This window comes from Rhodococcus spongiicola (assembly GCF_004011835.1).
GTDB classification, from domain to species: domain Bacteria; phylum Actinomycetota; class Actinomycetes; order Mycobacteriales; family Mycobacteriaceae; genus Prescottella; species Prescottella spongiicola.
Map to the genome: position 1 here is coordinate 335,382 of NZ_RKLN01000001.1, position 25,038 is coordinate 360,419.

General features: G+C 67.2%; 24 protein-coding genes. 13 read left to right on the forward strand and 11 right to left on the reverse strand.

What is annotated here, in order from left to right; translation table 11 throughout:
• Window positions 1-8: 8 nt before the first annotated feature.
• Complete coding sequence (locus tag EF834_RS01445; protein WP_127944946.1) at window positions 9-578, forward strand: hypothetical protein; 570 nt, start codon at window positions 9-11, stop codon at window positions 576-578.
• A 541-nt stretch (window positions 579-1,119) separates the two neighbouring features.
• On the opposite strand, the gene EF834_RS01455 is transcribed toward EF834_RS01445, so the two are convergent.
• Window positions 1,120-3,216: a YncE family protein gene (locus EF834_RS01455; RefSeq protein WP_127944951.1), complete on the reverse strand. Its 2,097-nt coding sequence runs from the start codon at window positions 3,214-3,216 to the stop codon at window positions 1,120-1,122.
• A gap of 395 nt (window positions 3,217-3,611) precedes the next feature.
• Here EF834_RS01455 and EF834_RS01460 point away from each other — a divergent pair, with 395 nt between their 5' ends.
• The 4 genes from EF834_RS01460 to EF834_RS18575 are packed head-to-tail and all read left to right on the forward strand — an operon-like array spanning window position 3,612 to window position 6,338.
• A complete protein-coding gene (locus EF834_RS01460; protein ID WP_127944954.1) occupies window positions 3,612-3,917 on the forward strand; it encodes a UDP-glucose 4-epimerase in 306 nt (101 codons plus the stop codon).
• On the forward strand, window positions 3,918-5,606 hold the full coding sequence (locus tag EF834_RS01465; RefSeq protein WP_235870949.1) for an alpha/beta hydrolase: 1,689 nt from the start codon (window positions 3,918-3,920) through the stop codon (window positions 5,604-5,606).
• Window positions 5,606-6,163, forward strand: coding sequence for an LppA family lipoprotein (locus EF834_RS01470; protein ID WP_127944957.1), 558 nt, complete (start codon window positions 5,606-5,608; stop codon window positions 6,161-6,163). The genes EF834_RS01465 and EF834_RS01470 overlap by 1 nt, the downstream gene beginning before the upstream one ends.
• A 43-nt stretch (window positions 6,164-6,206) precedes the next feature.
• The gene (locus EF834_RS18575; protein ID WP_268960876.1) at window positions 6,207-6,338 is read left to right on the forward strand and encodes a hypothetical protein; all 132 of its coding nucleotides are present in this window, start codon (window positions 6,207-6,209) and stop codon (window positions 6,336-6,338) included.
• A 535-nt stretch (window positions 6,339-6,873) separates the two neighbouring features.
• Here EF834_RS18575 and EF834_RS01475 read toward each other — a convergent pair.
• Window positions 6,874-7,242: a hypothetical protein gene (locus EF834_RS01475; RefSeq protein ID WP_127944960.1), complete on the reverse strand. Its 369-nt coding sequence runs from the start codon at window positions 7,240-7,242 to the stop codon at window positions 6,874-6,876.
• Between the two features lie 386 nt (window positions 7,243-7,628).
• On the opposite strand from EF834_RS01475, the gene EF834_RS01480 reads away from it, so the two are divergent.
• Window positions 7,629-7,928: a hypothetical protein gene (locus EF834_RS01480; protein ID WP_127944963.1), complete on the forward strand. Its 300-nt coding sequence runs from the start codon at window positions 7,629-7,631 to the stop codon at window positions 7,926-7,928.
• A 602-nt stretch (window positions 7,929-8,530) separates the two neighbouring features.
• On the opposite strand, the gene ychF is transcribed toward EF834_RS01480, so the two are convergent.
• From ychF to EF834_RS01505, 5 genes are all read right to left on the reverse strand, one after another.
• The gene (gene ychF / locus EF834_RS01485; RefSeq protein ID WP_127944965.1) at window positions 8,531-9,610 is read right to left on the reverse strand and encodes a redox-regulated ATPase YchF; all 1,080 of its coding nucleotides are present in this window, start codon (window positions 9,608-9,610) and stop codon (window positions 8,531-8,533) included.
• A gap of 73 nt (window positions 9,611-9,683) precedes the next feature.
• A complete protein-coding gene (locus EF834_RS01490; RefSeq protein ID WP_127944968.1) occupies window positions 9,684-10,118 on the reverse strand; it encodes a CD225/dispanin family protein in 435 nt (144 codons plus the stop codon).
• Between the two features lie 67 nt (window positions 10,119-10,185).
• Window positions 10,186-10,773 (reverse strand): class I SAM-dependent methyltransferase, encoded by a 588-nt coding sequence (locus tag EF834_RS01495; RefSeq protein ID WP_164874039.1) that lies wholly within the window; start codon window positions 10,771-10,773, stop codon window positions 10,186-10,188.
• A gap of 67 nt (window positions 10,774-10,840) precedes the next feature.
• Window positions 10,841-11,272, reverse strand: coding sequence for a MarR family winged helix-turn-helix transcriptional regulator (locus tag EF834_RS01500; RefSeq protein WP_127944974.1), 432 nt, complete (start codon window positions 11,270-11,272; stop codon window positions 10,841-10,843).
• Between the two features lie 95 nt (window positions 11,273-11,367).
• Window positions 11,368-11,865, reverse strand: coding sequence for a hypothetical protein (locus EF834_RS01505; protein WP_127944977.1), 498 nt, complete (start codon window positions 11,863-11,865; stop codon window positions 11,368-11,370).
• A gap of 181 nt (window positions 11,866-12,046) precedes the next feature.
• Between EF834_RS01505 and EF834_RS01510 the strand changes: the two genes are divergently transcribed.
• Complete coding sequence (locus EF834_RS01510) at window positions 12,047-13,303, forward strand: AI-2E family transporter (RefSeq protein WP_127946031.1); 1,257 nt, start codon at window positions 12,047-12,049, stop codon at window positions 13,301-13,303.
• On the opposite strand, the gene EF834_RS01515 is transcribed toward EF834_RS01510, so the two are convergent.
• Window positions 13,300-16,281, reverse strand: a complete 2,982-nt coding sequence (locus EF834_RS01515; RefSeq protein ID WP_127944980.1) for an AAA family ATPase — start codon at window positions 16,279-16,281, stop codon at window positions 13,300-13,302. The genes EF834_RS01510 and EF834_RS01515 overlap by 4 nt on opposite strands.
• A complete protein-coding gene (locus EF834_RS01520) occupies window positions 16,278-17,474 on the reverse strand; it encodes a metallophosphoesterase family protein (RefSeq protein WP_127944984.1) in 1,197 nt (398 codons plus the stop codon). Before EF834_RS01520 ends, EF834_RS01515 begins: the two co-directional genes overlap by 4 nt.
• A gap of 150 nt (window positions 17,475-17,624) precedes the next feature.
• Here EF834_RS01520 and EF834_RS01525 point away from each other — a divergent pair, with 150 nt between their 5' ends.
• On the forward strand, window positions 17,625-18,431 hold the full coding sequence (locus EF834_RS01525; RefSeq protein WP_127944988.1) for a DUF6542 domain-containing protein: 807 nt from the start codon (window positions 17,625-17,627) through the stop codon (window positions 18,429-18,431).
• Between the two features lie 55 nt (window positions 18,432-18,486).
• Here the strand turns inward: EF834_RS01525 and EF834_RS01530 are convergent, their stop codons facing one another.
• Entirely contained in the window at window positions 18,487-19,491 is a 1,005-nt protein-coding gene (locus EF834_RS01530) for a 4-hydroxy-3-methylbut-2-enyl diphosphate reductase (protein WP_127944991.1), read from the reverse strand.
• Window positions 19,492-19,589: 98 nt separating this feature from the next.
• Between EF834_RS01530 and EF834_RS01535 the strand changes: the two genes are divergently transcribed.
• From EF834_RS01535 to EF834_RS01545, 3 genes are read left to right on the forward strand one after another with little or no spacing between them, the layout of a single operon-like run.
• On the forward strand, window positions 19,590-20,183 hold the full coding sequence (locus tag EF834_RS01535; protein WP_127944994.1) for a lipid droplet-associated protein: 594 nt from the start codon (window positions 19,590-19,592) through the stop codon (window positions 20,181-20,183).
• Window positions 20,180-21,445 (forward strand): exodeoxyribonuclease VII large subunit, encoded by a 1,266-nt coding sequence (gene xseA / locus EF834_RS01540; protein ID WP_127944998.1) that lies wholly within the window; start codon window positions 20,180-20,182, stop codon window positions 21,443-21,445. Before EF834_RS01535 ends, xseA begins: the two co-directional genes overlap by 4 nt.
• Window positions 21,446-21,451: 6 nt before the next feature.
• A complete protein-coding gene (locus EF834_RS01545; RefSeq protein WP_127945001.1) occupies window positions 21,452-21,697 on the forward strand; it encodes an exodeoxyribonuclease VII small subunit in 246 nt (81 codons plus the stop codon).
• Window positions 21,698-21,709: 12 nt separating this feature from the next.
• Here the strand turns inward: EF834_RS01545 and EF834_RS01550 are convergent, their stop codons facing one another.
• Window positions 21,710-22,279 carry a DUF4245 domain-containing protein gene (locus EF834_RS01550; protein WP_127945004.1) on the reverse strand — a complete coding sequence of 190 codons (570 nt, stop codon included), beginning with the start codon at window positions 22,277-22,279 and terminating at the stop codon, window positions 21,710-21,712.
• Window positions 22,280-22,456: 177 nt separating this feature from the next.
• Between EF834_RS01550 and glpX the strand changes: the two genes are divergently transcribed.
• On the forward strand, window positions 22,457-23,497 hold the full coding sequence (gene glpX / locus EF834_RS01555) for a class II fructose-bisphosphatase (protein WP_127945007.1): 1,041 nt from the start codon (window positions 22,457-22,459) through the stop codon (window positions 23,495-23,497).
• 85 nt (window positions 23,498-23,582) lie between these two features.
• Window positions 23,583-24,992 carry a class II fumarate hydratase gene (locus tag EF834_RS01560; protein ID WP_127945010.1) on the forward strand — a complete coding sequence of 470 codons (1,410 nt, stop codon included), beginning with the start codon at window positions 23,583-23,585 and terminating at the stop codon, window positions 24,990-24,992.
• Window positions 24,993-25,038 lie beyond the last annotated feature (46 nt).

Below are 25,038 nucleotides of genomic sequence, written 5' to 3' on the forward strand. Positions count from 1 at the left end.
GGAACCCTGTGATCAAGTCAGTACGTGTCGCCGTCACCGCAGCCTTTGCCGCCCCGCTCCTGGCCGCGGTGTTCGCCGCGCCGGCCAATGCCGCGGCTGATGACGTCACCCTTACCGCCGACGTCCAGGGCAACGATGTTGAGGTCACTATCGCCAACGACAGCCCGGGGCCGATCGTCTGCAGCTGGTTCCCAACGAACGACGACCCTGATGATCCCACCCTGCTCGTGGCGACGCTCGTCGAGCCCGGCGGTGAGGATCGCACCGCAGCGGCCTTCGACGATGGCAGCCATCAGATCAGTTGGTGGTGCGCCTCCTTGCTCGGCCCCGAGTTCTGGGGGACGGGGGAACTCCTGCCCACCGCGACGGCCGATCCGTTCCCATTCACCACCCCGGTCAGTGCCGCCGACGACGGCGCAGGCTCCGGCTCCGGCAGCCTCGGCAGCGCCGACTCCGGCAGCCTCGGCAGCCTCGAGTACGGCAGCGCTGAGTACGGCAGCTTGGCAAGCCTCGAGTACGGCAGCCTCGCGAGCCTCGAGTACGGCAGCCTCGAGGGCGTCCTTGGCTTTTCTTCGTAGCCCTCCCCGGCCCGGCGCCATCACGGTGTCGGGCCAGAAACATGTCCCGGTATCCCAGTGATGGCGGTGGTTAGCCTCTTCCGACAGGCCGGAACAGGTCGCCGTCGGGGCCCGTTCGATGAACCTGTAGGCGTGCGCCCATATACGGTTGCAGGAGTCAATCGAATCAGGGGGCATACGTGCTGATCGGCATCTGCGCAGCAATACTCGGGCTCATCTTGCATACAGCGGGTGCTCGCCTTTCGACCCGCGAGGGCGGCGACGGCGCGATCCCGCCGGCTCGAGGTCGGCAACCGGTCCGGCCGTCGTGGCGAGTTCGCCTGCTCCACACCGCCGGTTGGGTGGCGAGCATCGCAGCTGTGGTGGCCATTAGCGACGGCTTTTGGGACGTTGGGCCGGGTGTGAGCATCGCTGTGACTGTCGCCGTTCTCGTAATCGTCAACGGCCTTCCAGACTTCATCGTGGCCCTGCAGCGCGGCCGAAACGCACCGCAGTCCTGATCACGCCTACGACCGCATCAAACGCCGGTCGAATCTGTCGGTCAGAACGGCCAGATCAGTCGTTGGAGGCTGCCGAAGGGCCCGGTCGGCGGTATGTCGGTGATGTCGAGGACCACAGGCAGGACGACGTCTTCACCGATGCCGTTTGTGGCGGTGACGGTGAACTCGAACCGTCCGGTGGCAGTGGGGGTTCCGGCTAGGACACCGTCCGAGGTGAGGGTCAGCCCGTCGGGCAGTGCACCAGCGGTGACGGTGACATGGGGTGCCGGATACCCGGTGAGCGTGAATGCATGCGCATAGGGCTGGCCGATTTCACCGGTCGGCGGCGTCCCGGTCAGGGCCGCGGTGCCGACGATCGCGAGATCGACGTTCCGTACATCGTGACCATTGCCATTGTCGGCGGTGACGGTGAATGTGAACTGCCCACTGGCAGTCGGGGTTCCGGCTAGGACACCACCCGAGGTAAGGGTCATCCCGTCGGGCAGTGCACCAGCGGTGACGGTGACATGGGGAGCCGGATCCCCAGTGAGCGTGAACGCATGCGTATACGGCTGGCCGATTTCACCGGTCGGCGGCGTCCCGGTGAGGGCCGGCGTGCCGACGATGGTGAGGTCGACTGGCAAGTCGACGCCCTCACCGACGCCGTTGGTGGCAGTCACGGTGAACGTGAACTGGCCCCTGGCGGTAGGGGTGCCGGACAGGATGCCATCAGCACCGAGAGCAAGCCCGTCAGGCAATGTACCGGCGGTGACGGTGGTGGTCGGGGCGGGGCGCCCACCGAGGATGAAGGTGTGCCGGAAGGGCTGGCCAACGATACCGGCAGGCACTTCCCCATTCAGGACAGGCGCCTCCTGTACGTCGAAGGCGACGGGCAAGACAGCATCGTCACCGATGCCGTTGCCGGCGGTGAGGGTGAACTCGAACAGTCCTGCGGCGGTGGGGGTTCCGGAGAGAATCCCGTCCGAGCTGAGTGTCAGTCCGTCGGGTAGGGCGCCGGCGGTGACAGTGGTGGTCGGGGCCGGGCGCCCAACAAGAGTGAAGGTGTACTGGTAGGGCTGGCTGACCGTACCGGCCGGGGGTGTGCCAGTCAGTTCCGGCGTTCCGATCGCGATCACCGACACCGTACTGTCGTTGAGATTGGTGACGTAGGTGTGAGTGCCGTCGGGGGTGATGGCCACGCCGAATGGGTAGCGTCCGACCGGCACGGTGGTGGTGACGGTGTTAGTGGTGGTGTCGATCACCGATACCGTGTGATCGTCGTTGGTGACGTAGGCGAGGGTGCCGTCGGGGGTGACCGCGACCCCGTTCGGGCTGTTTCCGACCGGGACGGTGTCGATCACCACCCGCGTGGCGGTGTCGATCACCGACACCGAGTCGTCGAAGGTGTTGGTGACGTAGGCGCGGGTGCCGTCTGGAGCGATCGCTAGCTGGTACGGGTAGTTTCCGACCGGGACGGTGTCGACCACCTCCTGCGTAGCGGTGTCGATCACCGACACCGAGTCGCCGTCGGCGTCGACGACGTAGGCGAGGGTGCCGTCGGGGGTGACCGCGACCCCGAGAGGGGTCTCGACCCGGACGGTGGTGGTGACGGTGTTGGTCCTGGTGTCGATCACCGACACTCGGTCGGGTTCGCCGCCAACCCCGCTGAGGCTGACGTAGGCATGGTTGCCGTCGGGGGTGATAACCACAAAGCGCGGACGGTCGCTGGCAGCGACCTCGATAGTGGTGGTGACGGTGTTGGTGGCGGTGTCGATCACCGACACCGTGCCGTCGTCGGCGTTGGCGACGTAGGCGCGGGTGCCGTCGGGGGTGACCGCCACCCCGTTCGGGCGTTGTCCGACCTGGATGGTGGTGGTGACGGTGTTGGTGCTGATATCGATCACCGACACCGTCCCGTCCTGGCGGTCGTTGGTGACGTAGGCATGGTTGCCGTCGGGGGTGATCGCCACCCCACGCGGGCTGACGTCGGCCGGGATAGTGACGGTGACGGTGTCTGCGTGCGCGGCGGGGGTGGCCAACAGCATCAATCCCGCCAGGCAGGCAACGACGAATCCCGCCACGGGCAGGCGCGCGGCACGGCGCCCGGCACTCGGGTCACCTCCGCGAACAGACGGAACAACAACGGTCGTGTGCGACATCGTGACTAAACCCCTTCGGCCAATGCGGAGATCCAGGCGGGTGCCGGCACCTCCACAGGTGCAGCACGCAGGGCACCGAAAGGTTGAACCGAACCGTCCTCTCGCGCGGTGAGGACTATACGGGGCATATTAGGGCAAACGGGACACCCCGAGACTGCCGGATGGCGCTAGAACTGATCGCTGGTCGTGCCTCCTGCGAACGGCGGGCCAGAACTAGCCCCCGAACTGCGGCTGTAGACGTTGAAGCGGACCACGGCCGAACACCCATCACCAACCCGCAGCAGTGCCGGAACCCCTCGGGGCCGAGCTGCGTCAAACGGAACAGAGCTTCGCCGTGAGCCCCGAGCAGCCGTGCTCGGCACCGCGCATGGCACTGAAAAACTTGGAGGGGTTCATTGGGCGATCAGCTGGGTGTCGATACCGAGGCGTTGCGTTCGCTCGCTGAGTCGTTGACAGGCGAGGCCGATCGGATCTCCGGCGTCGACCCGTCCGGTCCGATCGACGCCGCCGCCGCCGCAATGCCGGGGTCGTCGGTCGGTGCGGCCGCCGCCCGTTCCGGGCACCCATTGCTCAGGTCCTACTTCGATACTGCCGAGCGGCTGCGCGAGATGGCAGCCACCGCGGAGGCGAACGCCCGCAGCTACGACGACGCCGACCAGGCCTTCCGACTCAATCTCGACGCCATGGCCGGGGACCTCTAGATGGTCACGCTGTCGCAGTTGCGCGCGTGGCGCCCGGACGAGCTCGCCGCCGCCGGGACCGCCGTCGCCGCATCGAACCGCACCTTCGGCGACGCGATGAACGCGACCGGATCGCACTTCGTCGACGTCCTGTCGAGTTGGCAGGGCACTGCCGCCGAGGCAGCCGAATCACGCTGTGCGACAGAACAGGACGCGGCCCACCGTATCGCGACAGCGGTCACCGCGCAGTCCGAGGCGTTGACGAATGCCGCGGCCTCGATCGGTCCCGCCCGACTCACGGCCCTTGCCATCGCCGACGAGGCGATCGCCTCCGGATTCGCAGTCGCCGACGATGGCCGGGTGACCGCCCCACCGTTGCTCAGCGGTAACCCGGTCGCCGACCTGCTGATTCAGGCGCAACTGAACGAACAGGCGAAGATGTTCGAGGCCAGGCTGATCCCCGCCCTGGCCACGGTCGGCGAACTCGACGCCCGCGCCGGCGCCGCCCTGGACGCCGCGACCGCCCAGCTCGGCGACACCCTCGAGGCCCGAGTGGGGAGCCTCGGAACCGACGACACGCTGAACGCACCAGTACCCGGTGCCTCCGCCGCCGACAACAAGGAGTACTGGGACTCGCTCACCGAGGAACAGCGCCGTCGGATCATCGACGAGCATCCGAACTGGGTCGGCAACCGTGACGGTATCCCGGCCGCGGTGCGACACGAGGCCAACGTCAACCGGTTCGACGACGAGCGTGCCCGCCTCGAAGCCGAACGCGACCGCCTGCAGGCGAACCTCGACGAGAATCACTTCGGCGGCACGTTCACCAACGACGACGCGGCGCTCTGGTACACCGAGCAGAAATTGCGCGACCTCGACAAGATCGAGGGCATCGTGGCGGACAACCCCGACGGCCGACTGGTGCTGCTCGACCTGCAGTCCGGCGAACGCGGCATGGCCGCGTTCGCCGTCGGAGATCCCGACACCGCAGACCACATCTCCGTCACCACCCCCGGACTGAACACCAACATCGACGACTCCTTCACTGACATGGTCAATGAGGCGAAGTTCCTGCAGATCGAGGCGGAGAAACAGCTCGAACACGCCGGTCGCGACGAGACCGTGGCGAGCATCGCGTGGTTGGGGTACGAGCCGCCGCAAACCACCGGCCCAGGAGCCCTCGACCTCGTACGCGGCGGTCTGGATGTGGCCCAGACCGATCGGGCGACCGCGGGCGCCGCGAAGCTCGCCGGGTTCTACGACGGCCTCGATGTCGCCTCCACACAACCGGACCCGCACATCACCGCCCTCGGACACTCCTACGGATCCCTCACCACCGGTCTGGCCCTCCAGGATCCCGGACCCGGCCAACCCGTCGACGACGCCGTGTTCTACGGATCACCCGGCATCAACGCCGACGACGAATCCGACCTCGGCCTCGCCGAAGGACACGGCTACGTGATGGAGGCCGACGGGGACCGCCTCGTCCCTGAGATCGGCAAGACACACCGATTCGGACCCGACCCGAGCACCGCCGACTTCGAACAGCTCTCCGTCGACGCGGGCACCAGCCCGGACGGCGTACCGCGCGACGGCGTCCACTCCCACAGCGAATACACACGACGCGGCGACAACGAGGAGGGTCTTCGAATGTCGGGATACAACATGGCAGTGATCGTGGCCGGACTACCCGAACTGGTGGTGCGCTGATGAACCGACGCACCCTGCCGGTGCTCGCTGCGCTGGCAACGACCCTGACAATGCTGACCACCGGATGCGGAGATCTCATGGGCAACCCCTACAACCACACCGACGAGGAAATCGCCGAAGCCGCCGCCCTGCTGCCCACCCTGCCCTCACTCGAGGACACCGAACAGCAGATCACCGAGGCGGTGGTGCAGATCGCCGACGCCGCAACAGCCATCGCACCGGAACTGCAGTGGGAGTGGCGACGCGACCGGACCCAGTTCAGCTGCGGTGGTGCGTTCGCTGAGACCGACGGACTTCAGATCAACCTACAGATGTACGTCTCCCTCATCCCGATCTCCGATGCCGACTGGCCCCGCATACTCCAGGCCGCCCGCGACATCGCCGCACCCCTCGGCATCACCCAGCCGACCGTGCGCGTCGACAAGCCCGGCGATCACGACGTGGTGCTCACCAGCGACGACGGTAATCGGATCGGCCTCGGCTCGAACGCGCGTGCCGTCATCAGCGCCACCACCGGCTGCCGCCTCCCCGTCGAGCGGACCGACCCGACGCCCTGACGCGTCGACACACCACCCACCCAACGACTCCGGGAGCGACACCATGACCGGCAGCGCACCGTTCGACGACCTCGCCGCGAAAGCACGGCGCGTCCACGAGGCGGTGGCACCGACACCCACCGCGCAGCTTGCGCCGAGGCGCGGAAAGCGGCACAGGCACTTCGTGACGAGCTAGCCACCGACCCCCGCGTCGCGCAAGTCATCGCCGGAACAGGCACGAACGCCCCCGTGACGCCGCCCCACCACCCTGAGCCTGAGGAAGACGAGGGCGCCTACTACGCCACCAGGTCGGTCCGCCGGAGCGTCTGACAGCAGCGATCCGTCCGCAGACGAGTTGTTCGGGCCGCTGCAGGTCTGCAGCGGACGCAGAGCCTGAAATTGGCTGATGAACTGTGTATTGCACGTTGAAGCGGGACTAGATCCTGGGCGTTTGCTGTCGTTGGGTGGCCCTGAGGAGTATTCGAAGGATGGTCGAGGCCAGCGACTTTGTTCGTTAGAGCCCCTGGCTCGACGTGGCATGTGGTTCTGTTGCGGACCCACTGCGGACCCACTGCCGTTCTGATCGGAGTTGAACTCCGGTCAGGTCGGGCCGTCGAGGAGTCGTCCGTTGGTGGCCAAGACCGGCGCGATCCCCGCCAACCTCCGATATCGAGGGTGCACCGGGGATCGCGTGACCGGCCTCCCCGTTCGAAGGACGGCCCTTCTGTCGGCTACTGGCTCGGGATCATGCCCGGGTAGATGTAGACGGGCGACGGGGGTGCCGTAAAGGACCCGATGAACTCCATGCCGGGTACATTGTCGAGCTCACGTGGGTTTCCTTCCGAATCGGCCTGCCAGCATTGGACGTTCACACCGCGGAATTTTGCACACACGATCTGGGCGGATCTCCCATACGGGGAGACGACACGAGTCGCCTTAACCATCGGATTCCAGAACTCGAGCTGATCAGGCATCAGGACGGAGTCCGTCACGTCGTACCCGTTCTCCGGCCATGCATCCTCGGCATTGGCCACGCCCGCGCCGAGGATCGAGAGTCCGATGGCGAGTACACCGGCGCGGGCGAGTTTCGAAAGCGTCATTCCTTTTCCCCTCCGTGGAAAGCACTGAACAGCTTGCATATCCGTTCGGATGAGGCGGACGTTACCGACGGGAACAGACCGGGCTTCTTGACGGCGCCTCCGCGGAATGCCCGAAACTACTTGCTTGCCCGAACGGCCGCTTGCTACGTTCTGCGCGTCGGGTTGTCGATGGACCCGAGTTCGGGAGGGGTCTTGATGATGCGTTCGATCCGGAGATCGCTGGCCGTCGCTGCTGCGAGTGTAGGTCCGCGAAACTTCCTGCGGTTCAGCGAGAGCGGGAACCGCTGATGGGAAATGACTGGTTCCCGCCAATTGCATTCCTCGGCGCGGCAGTGCCTATGGCCTGGCAAGCGTACAGAGGGTTTCGAGGAACGGCCCTCGAAAAGATGAACTACAAGGCGTCCGACGCGGTGCGTGAGAGTCCCGAGCTGACACGCAAGGCGAATGAACTCGTCGCCCGCTGGTGCACAGCGGCTACCGTCCTTGTCTTGATTCCAGTGGTTACCCTGACTCTTCTCTGGATCTTCGCGACGATCACCTTTCCGTCGTGGGCATTCTTCTGGAGCGTCATGGTCTACATGTGCGTGGTCCCCCTCGCCGCTGTCTATTACCCGCAATACCGCATCCGACGTCTGGCTCCTCCACACGCACCCGTCTCCAGATCCGCGGATGGCCCTGACACCTGAACGCTGCCAAGCGGTTTGACCGGGTAGCTCTCGGGCGGGCGGGATTGCTCGCGGTCCGCGATGCAGATCACCCCGGCCTTTTGGTGGGGACGGGGTGTCTGGTGTTCGGCGCTGGCCGCGTCTAGGGGTGTCGAAGGTGTTCGTGCCCTGTCAAGCCATTGCCGGTCCGCGGCAGACATGGGTTCGTGGTGGGCAATTTTCGCACCGGAGTCTCTCGAGGGCTGAACATACTTCTGGCCCGACACCGTGATGGTGGCGGGTCCGGAAGGGGTGGTCAGGAACTGCCGAGGCTCCCAACGCTGCCATCGTCGACGGGAACTCGGGTGGTGACCGCAGTCGGATCTGCCGTGGGGGTGTGCGGCACATCGCCGACAGCATCGACGCGCAGACGCCCCGCCAGGAGCCGTGCGCCGGGGCAACCGAGGCCGGCTCCCAGAGGCGTCCATACCGCGCGGATGGCGATGGTAGACGGCCGCAGGAGTGGGGTGACCCCCCTCGCTGAACGGCGTAAGCCCCTGCGGACGAGCTGATCCGAGCCCCTGCGGGTTCTGCTGCGGACCTACTGCGGGCCGGGAGCCACAAATAGCCCCCTGACCAAGGGGCTAAACGTTGAAGCGGAACTCGACCACGTCACTGTCCTGCATGACGTAGTCCTTGCCCTCCATGCGCACCTTGCCCGCGGCCTTGGCTGCGTTCATGGAGCCGGCCTCGACGAGGTCGTCGAAGGAGACGATCTCGGCCTTGATGAAGCCGCGCTCGAAGTCTGTGTGGATCACGCCGGCGGCCTGTGGAGCGGTGTCGCCCTTGTGGATCGTCCAGGCGCGCGCTTCCTTCGGGCCGGCCGTCAGATAGGTCTGCAGACCGAGTGTGTGGAAGCCGGTGCGAGCGAGCGCGTGCAGTCCGGGCTCGGACTGGCCGATCGAGTCCAGCATTTCCTGGCGGTCTTCCTCGTCGAGTTCGAGGAGTTCCTGCTCGACCTTGGCATCGAGGAACACCGCGTCGGCCGGTGCAACGGAGGCCGCGAGCTCGGCGACCTTCGCCTCGTCGGTCAGCACGGACTCGTCGGCGTTGAACACGTACAGGAACGGCTTCGTGGTGAGCAGGTGCAGCTCACGCAGCAGCGAGAAGTCGAGCGTGTCCTTCGCACTGAACAGGGTCTTGCCCTCGTTGAGGATCTGCTGCGCCCGCAACGCCTCCTCGTACTGGGGTTTGAGGTCCTTGTTCTTCTTCGCATCCTTCTCGAGCCGCGGCAACGCCTTCTCGAGGGTCTGCATGTCGGCGATCACCAGCTCGGTCTCGATCACCTCGATGTCCGACGCCGGATCGACCCTGCCGTCGACGTGCACCACGTCGTCATCGGCGAATACGCGAACGACCTGGCAGATGGCGTCTGCCTCGCGAATGTTGGCGAGGAACTTGTTGCCCAGCCCGGCACCCTCGGAGGCGCCCTTGACGATCCCGGCGATATCGACGAACGACACGGTGGCAGGCAGGATGCGCTCGGAACCGAAGATCTCGGCCAGCTTGTCGAGCCGTGGATCCGGCAGCTCGACCAGTCCGACGTTGGGCTCGATCGTGGCGAACGGATAGTTCGCAGCGAGCACGTCGTTCTGGGTCATCGCGTTGAAAAGGGTCGACTTGCCCACGTTGGGCAGCCCGACAATTCCGAGGGTAAGGCTCACGGTATAGGGATTCTACGGCGTCACGGCTCGGGCGCGGTGGTCGGCCGCGTCCGACACCGACCACCACTTCCGCCTACCCGTTGTAGATGCTGGTGGTACCGGTGGTCCCGCTCGTCTCGTCGACGACCAAGAACCCGAGTACGACGATCATGAAGACGGCGTACAGCGCGAACAGCGCGATCGCGATCCCCAGCGAGATCTTGCCCAGTGTCTTGACCCGGTCCGACGCGTACTGCGCGCCCTGGTAGTCGCCCATCGCCCACCTGGGAAAGATCGAATGCAAGTGGTTGAACGCGGCGAACGCTAGCGGCCAGAAGAAAATGATTGAGGCCGCGGCCCAACCGGCGTTCAACGGCGGCAACGGCGGCGGTCCGCCGTACTGGGCCGCCGGCGGGACGGTCGCGTACTGCGGGACACCGGGATACGGCTGCTGCGCGTACCTCGCCGAACTACCGTGCTGATCGGTCGGCGAGCCCTCGGGTCCGGTGTTGATCGTCGGTTCCGACATGTCTTGATGTCCCCTCCGTTGTCGACAGTTCGTCGGCACAGAAGGTATCGGAAAACCGACGAATCGGTCAGCCCCCGGCTTTGCGGGCAACCGTGACCGCCCAGTCGGCTCCCTTGTGCCAGGGCCGAAGATCCCATGTGGCGTAACGATATTCGCGCACCATCCCGACCGCAGCGAGATCGAGGTCGAACTCGTCGACGCCGTACTCGTAGTCGGTCGCGAACCCCGCCACGAAGATGCCGCCGGGCACCAGATGGTGGGCGATGCGTGCCAGAATCTGCCGCTCGGTGCCACGCGCGACGAAGATCATCACGTTGCCGGCGGCGACGACGGCATCGAACCGCTCTCCCGGCAGGTCGAGCGTCGCGAGATCCGCCTCGTGGACCGTCAGTTCCGAATGCTCGCGGGCCGCGGCAACGAGAACGGGATCCAGGTCGACGGCCGTTACCCGGTGGCCGCGTCGGGCCAGTTCGGCGCCGAGTCGCCCTGTGCCGCAACCAGCGTCGAGAACGCGTGCACCGCGCGGCAGCATCGCATCCAGTGTCCGAGCCTCGCCGTGCAGGTCCGTCTCGTCCGCTTCGAGTTGCGCGAAGCGCGCGACGTACGCGCGAGAGTCCGACACGGATCGTTCACGCTGCCATCGGGTCTCGGCCATGCAGCTCACAATAGGCCCCCGTATAGGACCACCGGCACCGACCGCTGATTCCGTATGTTCCACGGGCTCAGTTCGTACAGTCCGCCAGCCGCCGCAACAGCGTCGTCAGCTGTCGGACGTCTTCGGGATCCCACCGCGACAGCCGCTCGCGCCAACTGGCGATCGCCGACTCTCGGACTTCCGCCACTTGGACGCGTCCCGGATCGGTCAGCGCAACCAGGCGCGCACGTGCGTCCTGTGGGTCCGGGCTACGTTCGACGAGTCCCAGGCGTACCACCGCGTCGATCTGCCGGGTCAGGGTCGACTTCTCCACGCCCAGCTTGGCCACCAGCGTCGACATCGGGACGGCATCGCCTCGCGCGAGGATCATCAAGAGCGGATAGCACGCGGGATCGAGTTTGGGGTGGATGGCCCTCGCACGCTCACGGGACTGAATCCGCCCACGCCGCCACAGATCGACCAACTCGGCCTCGAGTTCGGTGATCGGATCCGCGCTCATACTGCTGGACGTCCCTTCGCTCCGACTGTTGCAGGCGCATACGCGGCCTCACAACGCCGATAGGGTACGCCCCTGACGTCCGTCGTCGCTCGAGCCTACGGGCACGCCGGCCTGACCAACTGCAGGATACGGTTGGCCTGGTCCTCGGTCGGAGCGGTGCCGTTGTTCGTCGCGGTCTCGGTGACCTTCGCCACCAGTTCCTCGGTGCTTGCACCGGAGCCGATGTCGGCGCAGGTCTCCTGGACGATCGACTCGATCGATTCGTCGTCGCGGTCGCTCGACAGGCTCGGGTACGCCGTCCGGAACGTGGCGACGAACGCGGACAACTTGGCATCGTCCCAGACCTCACCGATGCCCGACACCAGACTCGACGCGGTCGCCTGGATGCTCGACACCAACTCCGACGCGGTCGCTTGGACGCTCGAGCGTAGTGCCTCGGCGGGTCCCGGCTCCGGCGTGGACGTGACCGCGGAGCTGATCCTCTCCTTGGTCTCCTCTGACGTGCCTCCGTTGTCAGCGCACGCGCCGACAGCGACTAAGAGAGCCGAGGCAGTCACAATCATTGCAGCTGTCTTCCCCTTGATTCTCCCCATGGGCGGATCCTAGCGGTGCCCCCAAGGCGATTGTCGGGTTTAACCGGTCCGTGACCGGATCGATTGCACACGCCGACCGGGACAAATGCGTAGATTCGAGAATGAGCGCCACCAGACCTCCCGGAAGGAACCGCGCCCTGTGAGCCTCAAGAACATCGTCCAGCCCGCCCGGCGCACCCGCATGCGTGACCGCGGCGAGGTCATCGGCGCCGGCGGGATGTGGCTTGCGAAGTGGTCGCTGTGCATCGCCGCGATTGCGATCGGGGCGCTCGTGGTCGGCTGGGTTCTCCAGAAGCTGTGGGTGATCGCCCTCCCCGTGCTGTTGGCGATCGTCGTCTGCACCGTGCTCTGGCCACCTGCGCGTGCCCTCACCAGGCGTGGCGTACCCCCGGCCGCCGCCGCGTCCATCACGATGCTCGGGTTCTTCGCCCTGTTCGGCGGCGTCGTCGCCCTGATCGTGCCGTCCGTCGTCGCCCAGGCACCCGAGCTGGCGAACAAGGCCACCGAGGGTATCCAGCAGGTGCAGGACTGGTTCCAGGGCCCGCCGATCAACCTGCAGGACGAGCAGATCGACACGGCCATCAACGCGATCACGACAAAGGTGCAGGAGAGTGGCACCGCCATCGCGTCCGGTGTCTTCAGCGGCGTCACCAGCGCCGGATCGATGGTCATCACCCTCGGCCTGGTAGTCGTGCTCTCCTTCTTCTTCATCAAGGATGGGCCCCGGTTCATCCCGTGGCTGCACAGCGTCGGCGGCGGGCGTGCCGGACGGCACCTCGAAGCGGTTCTCGTCCGGATGTGGGACACGCTGGGCGGCTTTATCCGCACCCAAGCTCTCGTGAGCCTCATCGATGCCGTGTTCATCGGCGCGGGCCTGCTGATTCTCGGTGTTCCACTCGCCCCCGTACTGGCGATCTTCACGTTCATCGGTGGCTTCATCCCGATCGTCGGTGCGTTCGTCGCCGGTGCTCTCGCGGTCCTGGTGGCGCTGGTGGCGAATGGTCTGACGACCGCGCTGATCGTGCTCGCGATCATCATCGCCGTCCAGCAGATCGAAGGAAACGTGCTGCAGCCGGTGCTACAGAGCAAGAGCATGAAGCTCCACGCCGTCGTGGTGTTGCTCTCCGTGACGGCCGGCGGCGCCCTGTTCGGCATTGTCGGCGCGTTCCTCGCCGTTCCGGTCGCCGCGGTGGCCGCGGTGGTAATCCGCTACCTGGGAGAGCAGGTCGATCGCCGCCTCGAGGAGGACAGGCTGTTGGATGCTGACGCGAATGTCGACGGCGACGGCACACCCAGCGGCGGCGGCACACCCAGCGACGGCGACGGCACACACAGCGACGGCGAGGTGGACACCGCCGATGCGTCCCCGGTCGCCGAACCGTCTCCGGTCGCCGATTCGGACCCGAGCACCAGCTCGTCCGGGTCCGGCCGTCGCTAGCTTGCGATCATCTCGAGCGTGGATCCGGTCCGGCCCCGCACCACGTGCAGCCGGCTCGGGATCCGCTGTCGCATCTCGTCGACGTGGCTGACGATCCCGACCACGCGACCACCGGCCCGCAACTCGTCGAGGACACCCATCGCCAGATCCAGGGTGTCGGCGTCGAGCGTGCCGAATCCCTCGTCGATGAACATCGTGTCGAGCACCACGCCACCCGACTCGGCCGCGACGACGTCGGCGAGACCCAGCGCCAGGGACAGCGACGCCAGGAACGACTCGCCGCCGGACAGCGTCTTCGCCGACCGAACGACGCCGGTGTAGTCGTCACGAATGTCGAGGCCCAGTCCACCGCGGCGTCCTCGCGAGCCCGCCTCGTCTGAATGGACGAACTCGTACCGGCCGGCGGACATGCGGCGCAGCCTCACCGACGCCGACATCGCGACCTCCTCGAGCCTGGAGGCGAGCACGTAGGAGCGCAGCGACATCTTGCGCGAATTCTGACCGCGTCCGGCCACTACCTCGGCGAGGCCGGCGAGTTCCTCGTGGGTGGCGAGTACCGGCCCCAGCGCAGTCATGGTCTGCTCGAGCTGGGAGACGAGGCGCTCGAGGTTCCCACGACGCGTCTCGGCCTCCGCTGCCGACGCCGCGGCGACCTCGACAGCCGACGCGGCCTCGCGAGCGAGAGTCTCGGGCACAGAAGTGTCGACCGGGTCGAGCTCGGCGACCGCCACGACGTCAGGTTCCGCCAGCACCGCGCGGGCACCTGCGGCTCGGTCCCGGGCGGCGGTGAGGACCTCCTCGATCTGACCCAACCGCGAGGCCGAGCGGATCGCTGCCCGCGCTTCAGCGAGTGACTCGAACCCGGCGTCGGTCGCGGCGGCTCGCGCGCGACCATCCAGGTTGCGGGCGGTCGCATCGAGCATTGCGGCCCTGTCCCGAGTATCCAGCAACTGCGCGGCCTGTGTTGCCAGGTCGCCGAAGCGGTCCCGCCGCGCCTGCACGCTACGGTCGCCACCGGCGGCCGCCAGCATCCGAGCCTGCAGCGCCGCGACCTGCTCGTCGGACGACTCGATGCGGGTGTCGAGAGCGGTCCGTTCGGTATCGGTCGCACGAGATTGCTGGTCCAGCTCCGCACCGCGGGAACGGAGTTCGTCCACCGACGCGGTCGCCCTGGCAAGGCCGGCCGCCACCGACCGCGCATGCTCGACGGCGGCCGCGGCGTCCTCGCTCCGCCGCCGTAGCTCCGCGTGGTCGCCACCACCACTGCGCCCGGAAAGCAGTTCGACGACCCGTTCTTGTTGGGACAACAGCGCCGTCTCCGCTTCGAGCGCAGCTGCAGCATGTTGCTCCTCGCCGCGTGCCGCCTCCTCGTCGTCCTTGGTGACGGTCGCATCCTCCGGGCGAGCGGGCGCGGGATGGTCGAGAGATCCACACACCGCGCACTTCTCACCGTCGACCAGTTGCGCGGCCAACTCGGCGGCCATGCCCGCGATCCGCCGCTCCCGCAGGTCGAGCAGTCGGTCCCGCGCGTTCTGGTGCCTGTCGCGGGCGCCGGCCACAGTTCGGCGACGCTCCTCCAGTACCGTTGTCGCAGAAACCAGTTCGTCGGCAGCCGCGGCGGCGTCGGCAGCGCGGGCGGCCGTTTCCTCGAGCGTCGGCACCGACGTCTGCGCCTGCTCAGCACGGCGTGCGGCGTCCTCGGCCGTGGCCAGTTCCTCGGGCCACCGATCACGTGCGGTCGCCAACTCGTCGGCACGACGTGTCAAGTCGGCACTGCGTAGACGCATCGCGGCGAGGTCGCGCGCGAGTCGTTCCATTTCACGAGCCTCGGCGAGCAACGAGTCCAGGCGGACCACTTCGGCGGACCACTCCCCTGCCTGCGTGCGGATCGCGTCGCGATCGGCCTCCGTCTGCGGCCACGACAGCTGCGCCACCAAGTTCGAACCGTGTTCGGACGCGGTGAGCCTGCCGGAGACCGTGCGGGCGTCCGCCAGAGCGGACTCGGCCCCGCTCGCGGCGGAGTCGGCGTCGGAGGCCGCGGCCGCGACCACCGCGGCCAACGCGGCGCGATCCGCCTCCGCTGCCAGGGAATCCCGCTCGGATGCCCCCGCCTCGAGCTCGGCCAGTTCGGCTCGGGCACGCTCCCGTCGGAGCTGCAACTCACGGACCCGCCTGGACTCCGCTGCCGCGGCGCGTGCCGTCTCGTCTGCAGCGCGAACTCGCGTCAATTCCGTGGCCGTCAGCTCAGCCGTCTCCACGGCCTGATCGAACAGCCGCCGGGCCCAGCCGAGGGGATCACCGTCGGCCCCGGCCTCCATCCCCGCCGCCGTCGATACCCGCGCCACGAGCATGTCCACCCGCTTGCGGTTTTCGTCGACCTGCGCCGCGCTCTTCCTCCTCTCGTCGACGAACCAGTCTTCGACGGACTTGAACCGCGTGGTGTCGAAGAGCTTCTCGAGCAACTTGCCACGTTCCTCGTTGTCCGCCCGCAGAAACCTGGCGAACTCCCCTTGCGGCAGCAACACCACCTGGAAGAACTGGTCGGAGGTCATGCCGAGCAGGCGCTCGACCTCGCGAGCGATATCCGGTATGCGGGACAAGTGCTCGCCATTGCCGCCCAGCCAGGTGAGAGTCGCCTTCGCGTTCTCGGTGAGCGTTCCCGCACCACGCTTCTTGGGGCGTTCGTACTCGGGGCTACGGGTGATGCGCATAGATCGTCCCCCGATGGTCGCCTCGAGCGTCACCGTCGGAACGGAGCCGGCCGGCGCGTGGTCCGACAGCAGCCGCTTCCCTTCCTTGCGAGCACCGGGCACGGTGCCGTAGAGCGCAAATGCCACTGCGTCGAGGATCGTCGTCTTGCCCGCACCTGTCTGCCCGTGCAACAGGAACAGCCCGTCCGCGCCCAGGTCGTCGAAATCGACCTCGACGGTGCCGGCAAAGGGGCCGAACGCCGTGACCTCCAGCCTGTGCAGTCTCACGCCGGCACCTCGGCCGCGTCCAGCGGATCATCCGAGCGAACCGATGCGGCCTCCTCCGCCGTCGCGCGGCGAAGCGCCTCCTCGAGCAGTCGGGTCTCACCCACGCTCGCCTGGCTGCGCACATCCGACAGGAAGCCCTGCGCCACTTCGAGATCCGAACGTCCACGAACCCGCTCGCGATATCTGAGTTCTGGATTACCTTCGGGCCGTTGCCATTCCATGTGAACCGCGTATCGGAAACGGGACTGCAGTGCCCGCATCGCATCGACGGGACGCAACGGATCGGTGAGAATGGCCGACACGTAGTGGTCCTCCACGGACTCGAGCGCTTCGTCGTGCAGCAACTCGTCGAGCGTTCCAGTGAGTTGACTGAGCCCACGCACCACGGGCAGGTCGATGTGCTCGACGCCGGCGAGGCCGGCGGCATCGACGTCGACGAGCAACACCGCCTTCCGGTGCGAGCGCTCCCCGAACGAGTACGGCAGTGGTGATCCGCTGTATCGGACGTTCTCGGCCAGGGTCTGCGGCGAGTGCAGATGTCCGAGTGCGACGTAGTCGACGCCGTCGAACGCGGATGCCGACACGGTCTCGACGCCACCGATGGAGATCGACCGCTCCGACCCGGTTGCCTCCCCGCCGACGACGAAGGCATGCGCGAGCAGTACCGAACGCAGACCGGGCGTCTCAGCCCGGCGTGTGTCCAGGTCCGTCCGGATCCGCGCCATAGCGACGTCGAGGATGTCGGCGTGAGACCGCGCCTGCGGTGCCCCCAGTTCGGCTCGGGTGATCTCGGGTTCGAGGTAGGGGATGCCGTAGAACGCGACCGGACCGTGTTCGTCGTCGAGCAGCACCGGAGTGTCCAAGGCAGCCACCCTTGTGAGCAGATGGAGGCCGCCGGCCGCCGCGAACGACGCGCCGGCACCGAGTCGCGTCGGCGAGTCGTGGTTGCCCGACGTCGCGACGATCACCGCACCCGCCGCGCGGATCGCCTCGAAACCCCTGTTGCATACCTCCACCGCGTCGGCGCTGGGGATGGAACGGTCGTACACATCCCCCGGGACCACGACCACGTCGACGGATCGGTCGACGACCAGGTCTGCGATCGCCTGGAGTACCCGCCCCTGGTCGGCGAGCAGGTCGACACCGTGGAAGGTGCGCCCCACGTGCCAGTCGGATGTGTGCAGGACCCTCATGACGAACGACGGTAGAGCACCCGCCCGACATCATCGAGAACCGGACATGTCGGTCCCTGGCCCGACCACGCTGTCCGATCTCGGTGAAAACACGGCCTCAGGCGGTCCCGCCGGGCGAGTAAGCCGGCCTCGAGCGACTACTCTCGAGGTGTGTCTTCAACCCAACGTGCTCGTTCCGGGGTGCCGCTCGATCAGCGATCGGCTCTCCCCTCAGTTCACGGCATACCCGCCTGGGGGGCTGTCGCGGTCGCCGCTGGGTTGACCATCATCGGATTCGCGTTGGACGCCGCGTCGGGGAGTGAACAACTGACCTCGAAGTTCTCGGCACTGTACTTCCTCGGCTGCCTGGTGGCGGTCCTCGCCGTTCGCCACCGCGGGCTCTTCACTACCGTCGTCCAGCCTCCCCTGCTGCTGTTCATCGCAGTGCCGGTCGGTCAGCAACTCCTCACCAACACCAACGGCGCCAGCCTCAAGGACCTCGCGCTCAACGTCGCGTACCCGCTGGTAGACCGGTTCCCCCTGATGTTGGCGGCCACGGTCGCGGTGGTACTGATCGCCGGTGTGCGGAAGGTCATGTCCCGGCAGAGCCAAGGTGCCCCCGCTCGCTCCCGAGCAAGTCGGGCCTCGGCGAGGGCCACGCGCGGCGGCACCTCAGCGGATCGCCGAGAAGCCCGCACCTCGGCGCAGGACAGACGCCCGGCGCACGACCCGACGGCTCCGCGGACGACCTACGAACCCGCGACGGCCCGTTCTAATGCGCGCGGCGGCTACCCCGAGCCGGTGCGTCGCGACAGATCACGACGCGACACCGCATACAGCGAACCCATCGCCCGAGGCCGCGAACCGATCCAGCGCGATTCGATTCCCGCCCGAGGCCGCCCGACGATGGACGTGCCTTCCCGCCCCGTCACGCAGGTGCGCAACCGGGGCCATCGCGAGCCCCCGATCGACCGCTAGATGAACGCACGACTGGCCCCGGGACAGACCGTCCCGGGGCCAGTCGCATGTTCCGTCAGGTTCGCGCGGCGCGCAGCTCCCGCGGCAGGGAGAAAACGAGCGTCTCGTTGGCGGTGGTGACCGGCTGGACGTTGGCGAACCCGTGCTCGGCGAGCAGGTCGATCACCCCGCGGACCAGGATCTCGGGAACCGATGCCCCGGAAGTGATCCCGACGGTCCGCACCCCGTCGAGCCAGGCGACGTCGACCTCGCGGGCATAGTCGACGAGGTGTGCGGCGCGAGCGCCTGCACCCAGAGCTACCTCGACGAGCCGGACCGAGTTGGACGAGTTCCGTGAGCCGACCACGATCACCAGATCGCACTCAGAGGCCATCGCCTTCACCGCGACCTGGCGGTTTTGGGTGGCGTAGCAGATGTCATCGCTGGGCGGGTCCTCGAGTTGCGGGAACTTCTGCCGCAGCCGGTGCACCGTCTCCATCGTCTCGTCGACCGACAGGGTCGTCTGTGACAACCAGACGACTTTCGCGCCTTCTCGCACGGTGATGTTCTCCACCGCGTCCGGGCCGTCGACCAGCTGCACATGATCGGGGGCCTCGCCCGCGGTGCCCTCGACCTCTTCGTGCCCCTCATGGCCGATCAGCAGGATGTCGTAGTCGTCGCGCGCGAATCGCTTGGCCTCCTGGTGCACCTTCGTCACGAGGGGGCAGGTCGCGTCGATCGTGTGCAGGTTCCGCTCCTCAGCGGCAGCGTGGACCGCGGGAGACACCCCGTGCGCGGAGAACACCAGTACCGAACCCTCGGGCACCTCGTCGGTCTCGTCGACGAAGATGACACCCCGCTCGGCGAGCGTGTCCACGACGTGGCGGTTGTGGACGATCTCCTTGCGCACGTAGATGGGCGCCCCGTGCTTCTCGAGCGACTTCTCCACAGTCTCTACTGCGCGGTCGACGCCGGCGCAGTAGCCGCGTGGCTCGGCCAGTAGGACCCGCTTGTCTACGCCGGCGGCGTCGGGATCGGCGGATCGTGCGATACCCAGGTTGAGAGGAACTGCCGAAGACATGACACCAGCGTACGGTGCGTGCAATTCGCCGATCCCGCAGTACGGACCATCGGCGCTGTCAGCTACCAAATAACGCGAACGTAAGGCAGGCTGTGAGCATGATCCGTCCCCCGTTCGTGGCGCGCGTCGCCGCTGGTATGGCCATCACGGCCTATGAAGAGGCACGCAAGCTGCCGTCGACCGCTGTGACGTTGCCGATGACCGCGGTCAGCCAGGTGTTGCAGACCACGATGCGGGTACAACAGTCCATGACGGCACTCGCCATCAAAGGCGACCAGGCATTCTGCCTCCTCGACCGCGCTGAGGAAGAGCCGTCGTGGGCGGTGTTCGACGAGGATCAGACCGACGGTGAGATCGATGTCGAGGCGCCGGAAGACTCGAGAGACGCCGGCAGCGACCGTACGTCCAGCCCTGGACGGTTCGCGCTGTACTCGATGACCCCGACCAACGAAGACGCCGCCGACACGGCCCAGGAATCGAAGGTGGACCCGACGCCGGCCGTCCAGGACGTTCCGGACATCGCCGAGGAGCTCGACTACGAGTCCCTCACGCTGGCACAACTACGGTCGCGGCTTCGGTCGCTGTCGGTGGAGGACCTGACAACGCTGCTCGAGTACGAGGAGCGCACCACAGCTCGAGCTCCGTTCCAGACCATGCTGGCCAACCGCATCACTTCCGCCAAAGCCAAGTGACGTCCGCTCGACCCGCCTCCGGTGGCCCTCCCCCGAGCACGGCCGAGCATCCCTGGCCCGTACGGACCGTCTCGACCAAGGTCGCACACTGGATCGACCGCCTCGGTAGCGTGTGGGTCGAGGGCCAGATCACCCAAATCAACGCCAGGCCGGGGACGCGCACCGCGTTTCTCGTGCTGCGTGATCCGTCGGTCGACATGTCGTTGTCGGTGACCTGCTCACCGCAGCTACTGCGTGACGCCCCAGTCCCGCTCACCGAGGGCAGCCGCGTCGTGATGTTCGGCAAGCTGTCGTTCTACACCGGTCGCGGGACCGTGTCGCTGCGTGTGACCGAGATCCGCGCGGTCGGAATCGGAGAACTACTGGCCCGAATCGAGCGGCTCCGCGCATTGCTTGCCGCCGAGGGGCTGTTCGATCCGCGGCTCAAGCGTCCCCTGCCGTTCCTGCCTGCCACGATCGGACTCGTCACGGCCCGCGCGAGCGCTGCCGAACGAGACGTGCTCGAGGTTGCCCAGCGGCGGTGGCCGGCGGTCCGGTTCGAGGTCCGAAACGCCACCGTGCAGGGCCCCACAGCCGTGCCACAGATCATCGCGGCCCTCGAGGCGCTCGACCGCGATCCCCACGTCGACGTGATCATCCTCGCCCGCGGCGGCGGCAGCGTCGAGGACCTGCTGCCCTTCTCCGACGAGGCCCTCTGCCGCGCAATCGTCGCGTGCACGACGCCCGTGGTGAGTGCCATCGGTCATGAGCCCGACAATCCGCTGAGCGACCACGTCGCGGACCTGCGAGCAGCGACCCCGACCGACGCCGCAAAAAGGGTGGTGCCCGACGCAGTCGCCGAGCAGGCCTTGGTGTCCGAGCTGCGCGAACGTAGCGCCGCAGCGCTGCGGAACTGGGTGGAACGCGAGTCGCACCGGGTGGAGCAACTCCGCAGTCGACCGGTCCTGGCGGACCCCCTGCAGGCGATCGATCGTCGAGCGGAGGAAGTCGAGCGGCTGCGCGACGCCGGCCGCCGCGACGTGAGCCGTGCGATCGCGTCGGAAGCCACCACCCTCGAGCACCTGCAGGCGCGGCTGAAGACGCTCGGCCCGGCTGCGACGCTGGCCCGCGGCTACGCCGTCGTGCAGAAGATCTTCGGGGACGGGGACGACGCCGAGCCGGAGGTGCTGCGGTCGGTCGACGACGCCCCGCCGGGAACGCAGATCCGTGTCCGAGTGGCCGATGGTGCGGTGCGCGCCGCCGTTATGGGAAGGGAGTCATGAGCAACCATGAGTAACGCAGATGTCGCCGAACTCGGGTACGAAGCGGCGCGAGACGAACTGGTCGACGTCGTCAAGACCCTCGAGCAGGGCGGTCTGGACCTCGACGCGTCGCTCGCGTTGTGGGAGCGCGGCGAGGCACTCGCACGGCGCTGCGAGGAGCACCTCGCGGGCGCTCGCCGACGGGTCGAGCAGGCACTCGCCCACGCCGACGAGGCCGACGCAGAAGAAGACGCGGAAGAAGAAGCCGACTAGCCGGTCGGCCGTCTAGGGCTGCAGTGGCTGGACCGCGCCGACCGCCGTCGCGAGCTTGGTGAAGTCCTCCGCCGGTGCCGACCCGGTGATGAGAATCCGTGCGTCTTCGAAGTCGCTGACCCAGATCGCCTCGCCGCCGTCGCCGCCGAACACGACCCATGTGCGGCCTCCGATCTGTTCGGCGCCGGTCGCGTAGCGCGGTCCATCGGCGATGAAAGGTACGAGAGCTTCTTCGGTCGCGGTGCTCTGCGTCAACTGGATGTACCGGCCCGCCTCGGTGATGAAGCCGATGGTGGTCGTGTCCGCCTCCCTCGCGCCGGAGACGCTGCTCCGGCTACCCGAGTTCGAGGTCCAGCCGTCCGGGATCTCCGGCTGGCGGATCGGGAAACCGAGTTCGCGGGCGTCGTACCTGAAGGCCGCATCGGCGTCGAAGCTGGGAATGGGACCGGGCTTCGGACCGCCCAGGTTGATCGAGCACTGACTTGCAATACCCGCAATCACCAGACTCGCGATCACCAACGGTATGAGCGACCACGCCATGTCTCGGCCGTTCTGCAAAATGCGGGGTTTCTTCTCGGGCACGATGTCCAGTATTCCCGTTCCGCCGGGAGGGTAGCCCAGCAGCCCACTCCTCGTGGGCGTTCTGAAAGAATCATCGCCGACGATTCGTCCACCGAATGGACGGCGCGACCGCGACGCGGTCGACCGCTCCGCAGTGTCGGCCACCGTGCCGACCGTGACCAGCAGGAGGCACCGCAAATGACGGCCAGCACCCCATCGAGTCGCCGCGAGGCCCCGGACCGCAACCTCGCACTCGAGTTGGTGCGCGTCACCGAGGCCGCCGCAATGGCCGCCGGTCGCTGGGTCGGACGGGGCGACAAGGAGGGCGGCGACGGTGCAGCCGTCGACGCCATGCGCCACATGGTCAGCTCGGTCTCGATGCAGGGTGTCGTCGTCATCGGCGAGGGCGAGAAGGACGAAGCCCCGATGCTCTACAACGGTGAAGAGGTCGGTAGGGGCGATGGCCCGCTTTGCGATGTCGCTGTGGACCCGATCGACGGCACGACGCTGATGAGCAAGGGCGCCCCGGGCTCGATCGCGGTTCTCGCGGTCGCCGAGCGTGGTGCGATGTTCGACCCGTCGGCTGTGTTCTACATGGACAAGATCGCAGTCGGCCCCGAGGCCGCCGACGTCATCGACCTGTCCGCAGGCGTCGCCGAGAACATCCGTCGTGTCGCGAGGGCCAAGCACCGCTCGGTCTCCGACACGACTGTGACGATCCTCGATCGCCCGCGCCACGCGGACATCATCCGTGAAACCCGTGAGACCGGTGCTCGCATCCGCCTCATCTCCGACGGCGACGTGGCCGGCGCGATCGCGACCGCACGCCCCGAATCGGGCGTCGACATGCTGCTCGGCATCGGCGGCACACCGGAGGGAATCATCGCCGCGGCCGCGCTGCGCTGTGTGGGTGGCGCCCTGCAGGGCCGCTTGGCACCCAAGGACGACGACGAACGCCAGAAGGCGATGGATGCGGGCCACGACCTCGACCGCATTCTGCGGACCGAAGAACTGGTCACTGGTGAGAACATCTTCTTCTGCGCGACCGGTGTCACCGACGGCGATCTGCTCAAGGGCGTGCGCTACTACGGTGGCGGCGCGACGACACAGTCGATCGTGATGCGCAGCAAGTCCGGCACGGTTCGCATGATCGAGGCCTACCACCGCCTCGAGAAGCTGCACGAGTTCTCCTCGATCAACTTCGACGGCGACGAAGACGCCGCGCCTCCGCTGCCCTGATCTTTCTGCAATTCGCGCCGTGGGGTGCGTCGGGCCCTCGTCCGACTCACCCCACGCCGGCTTCTCGCGACATACCGTGTAGACCATGAGCGACTCCAGCGACCCCCGTTTCCGCATCGAACACGACACGATGGGCGAGGTCCGGGTCCCGGTCGACGCGCTCTGGCGCGCGCAGACCCAACGTGCCGTCGAGAACTTCCCGATTTCCGGCCGCGGTCTCGAGCGCGCGCAGATCCGTGCGATGGGCTTGCTGAAGGCGGCGTGCGCCCAGGTCAACAAGGATCTCGGCCTCCTTGACCCTGAGAAGGCCGACGCGATCATCGTCGCCGCGAACGCGATCGCCGACGGCCTTCACGATGACCAGTTCCCGATCGACGTGTTTCAGACCGGCTCGGGCACGAGTTCGAACATGAACGCGAACGAGGTGATCGCAAGCCTCGCAGCGAGGGCGGGTGTGGCCGTCCACCCGAACGACGACGTCAACATGTCGCAGTCGTCGAACGACACATTCCCCAGTGCGACGCATATCGCCGCGACCGAGGCTGCCGTCACTGATCTCGTGCCCGCGCTCGAGCACCTCCGACTTGCCTTGCTCGGCAAGGCGACTCAGTGGCGGACGGTGGTCAAGTCCGGCCGCACGCATTTGATGGACGCCGTTCCCGTCACCCTCGGCCAGGAGTTCGGCGGCTACGCCCGCCAAATCGAGGCCGGGACGGAGCGGGTGTTGGCAACGCTCCCCCGCCTCGGCGAGTTGCCGGTCGGCGGCACCGCCGTCGGGACCGGCCTCAACGCCCCAGACGACTTCGGCCCACGTGTAGTCGCGGAGTTGGTGCGCATGACCGGACTCGATGCCCTGACCCCGGCCCGGGACCATTTCGAGGCTCAGGCCGCACGTGACGGGCTCGTCGAGATATCCGGCGCGCTGCGCACCGTGGCGGTGTCCCTGACCAAGATCGCCAACGACATCCGGTGGATGGGATCGGGCCCACTGACCGGTCTGGGGGAGATCCGGTTACCGGATCTACAGCCGGGCAGCTCGATCATGCCCGGGAAGGTCAATCCCGTTCTGCCCGAGGCAGTCACGCAGGTTGCAGCTCAGGTTGTCGGAAATGACGCTGCCGTCGCGTGGGGCGGCGCGGCGGGCGCATTCGAGTTGAACGTCTACATCCCGGTAATGGCACGCAACATCCTGGAGTCGCTGCGCCTGCTCGCCAACGTCTCTCGCCTGTTCGCCGACCGCTGTGTCGAAGGACTCGAGGCCAACGAGGAGCATCTGCGCACGCTCGCCGAGTCGTCGCCGTCGATCGTCACACCGCTGAACTCGGCGATCGGCTACGAGGAGGCCGCCGCCGTTGCGAAACAGGCTCTGAGGGAGCGGAAGACCATCCGTCAGACGGTGATCGACCGTGGCCTGCTCGGCGACGACCTCTCCGAGGCGGAACTCGATCGGCGCCTCGACGTGCTCGCGATGACTAACGTCGACCGCGACGAGTAGTCTCGAGGCCTTCCGCCGTGAGTCTGCGCTTCCGCCCACGTTCCGA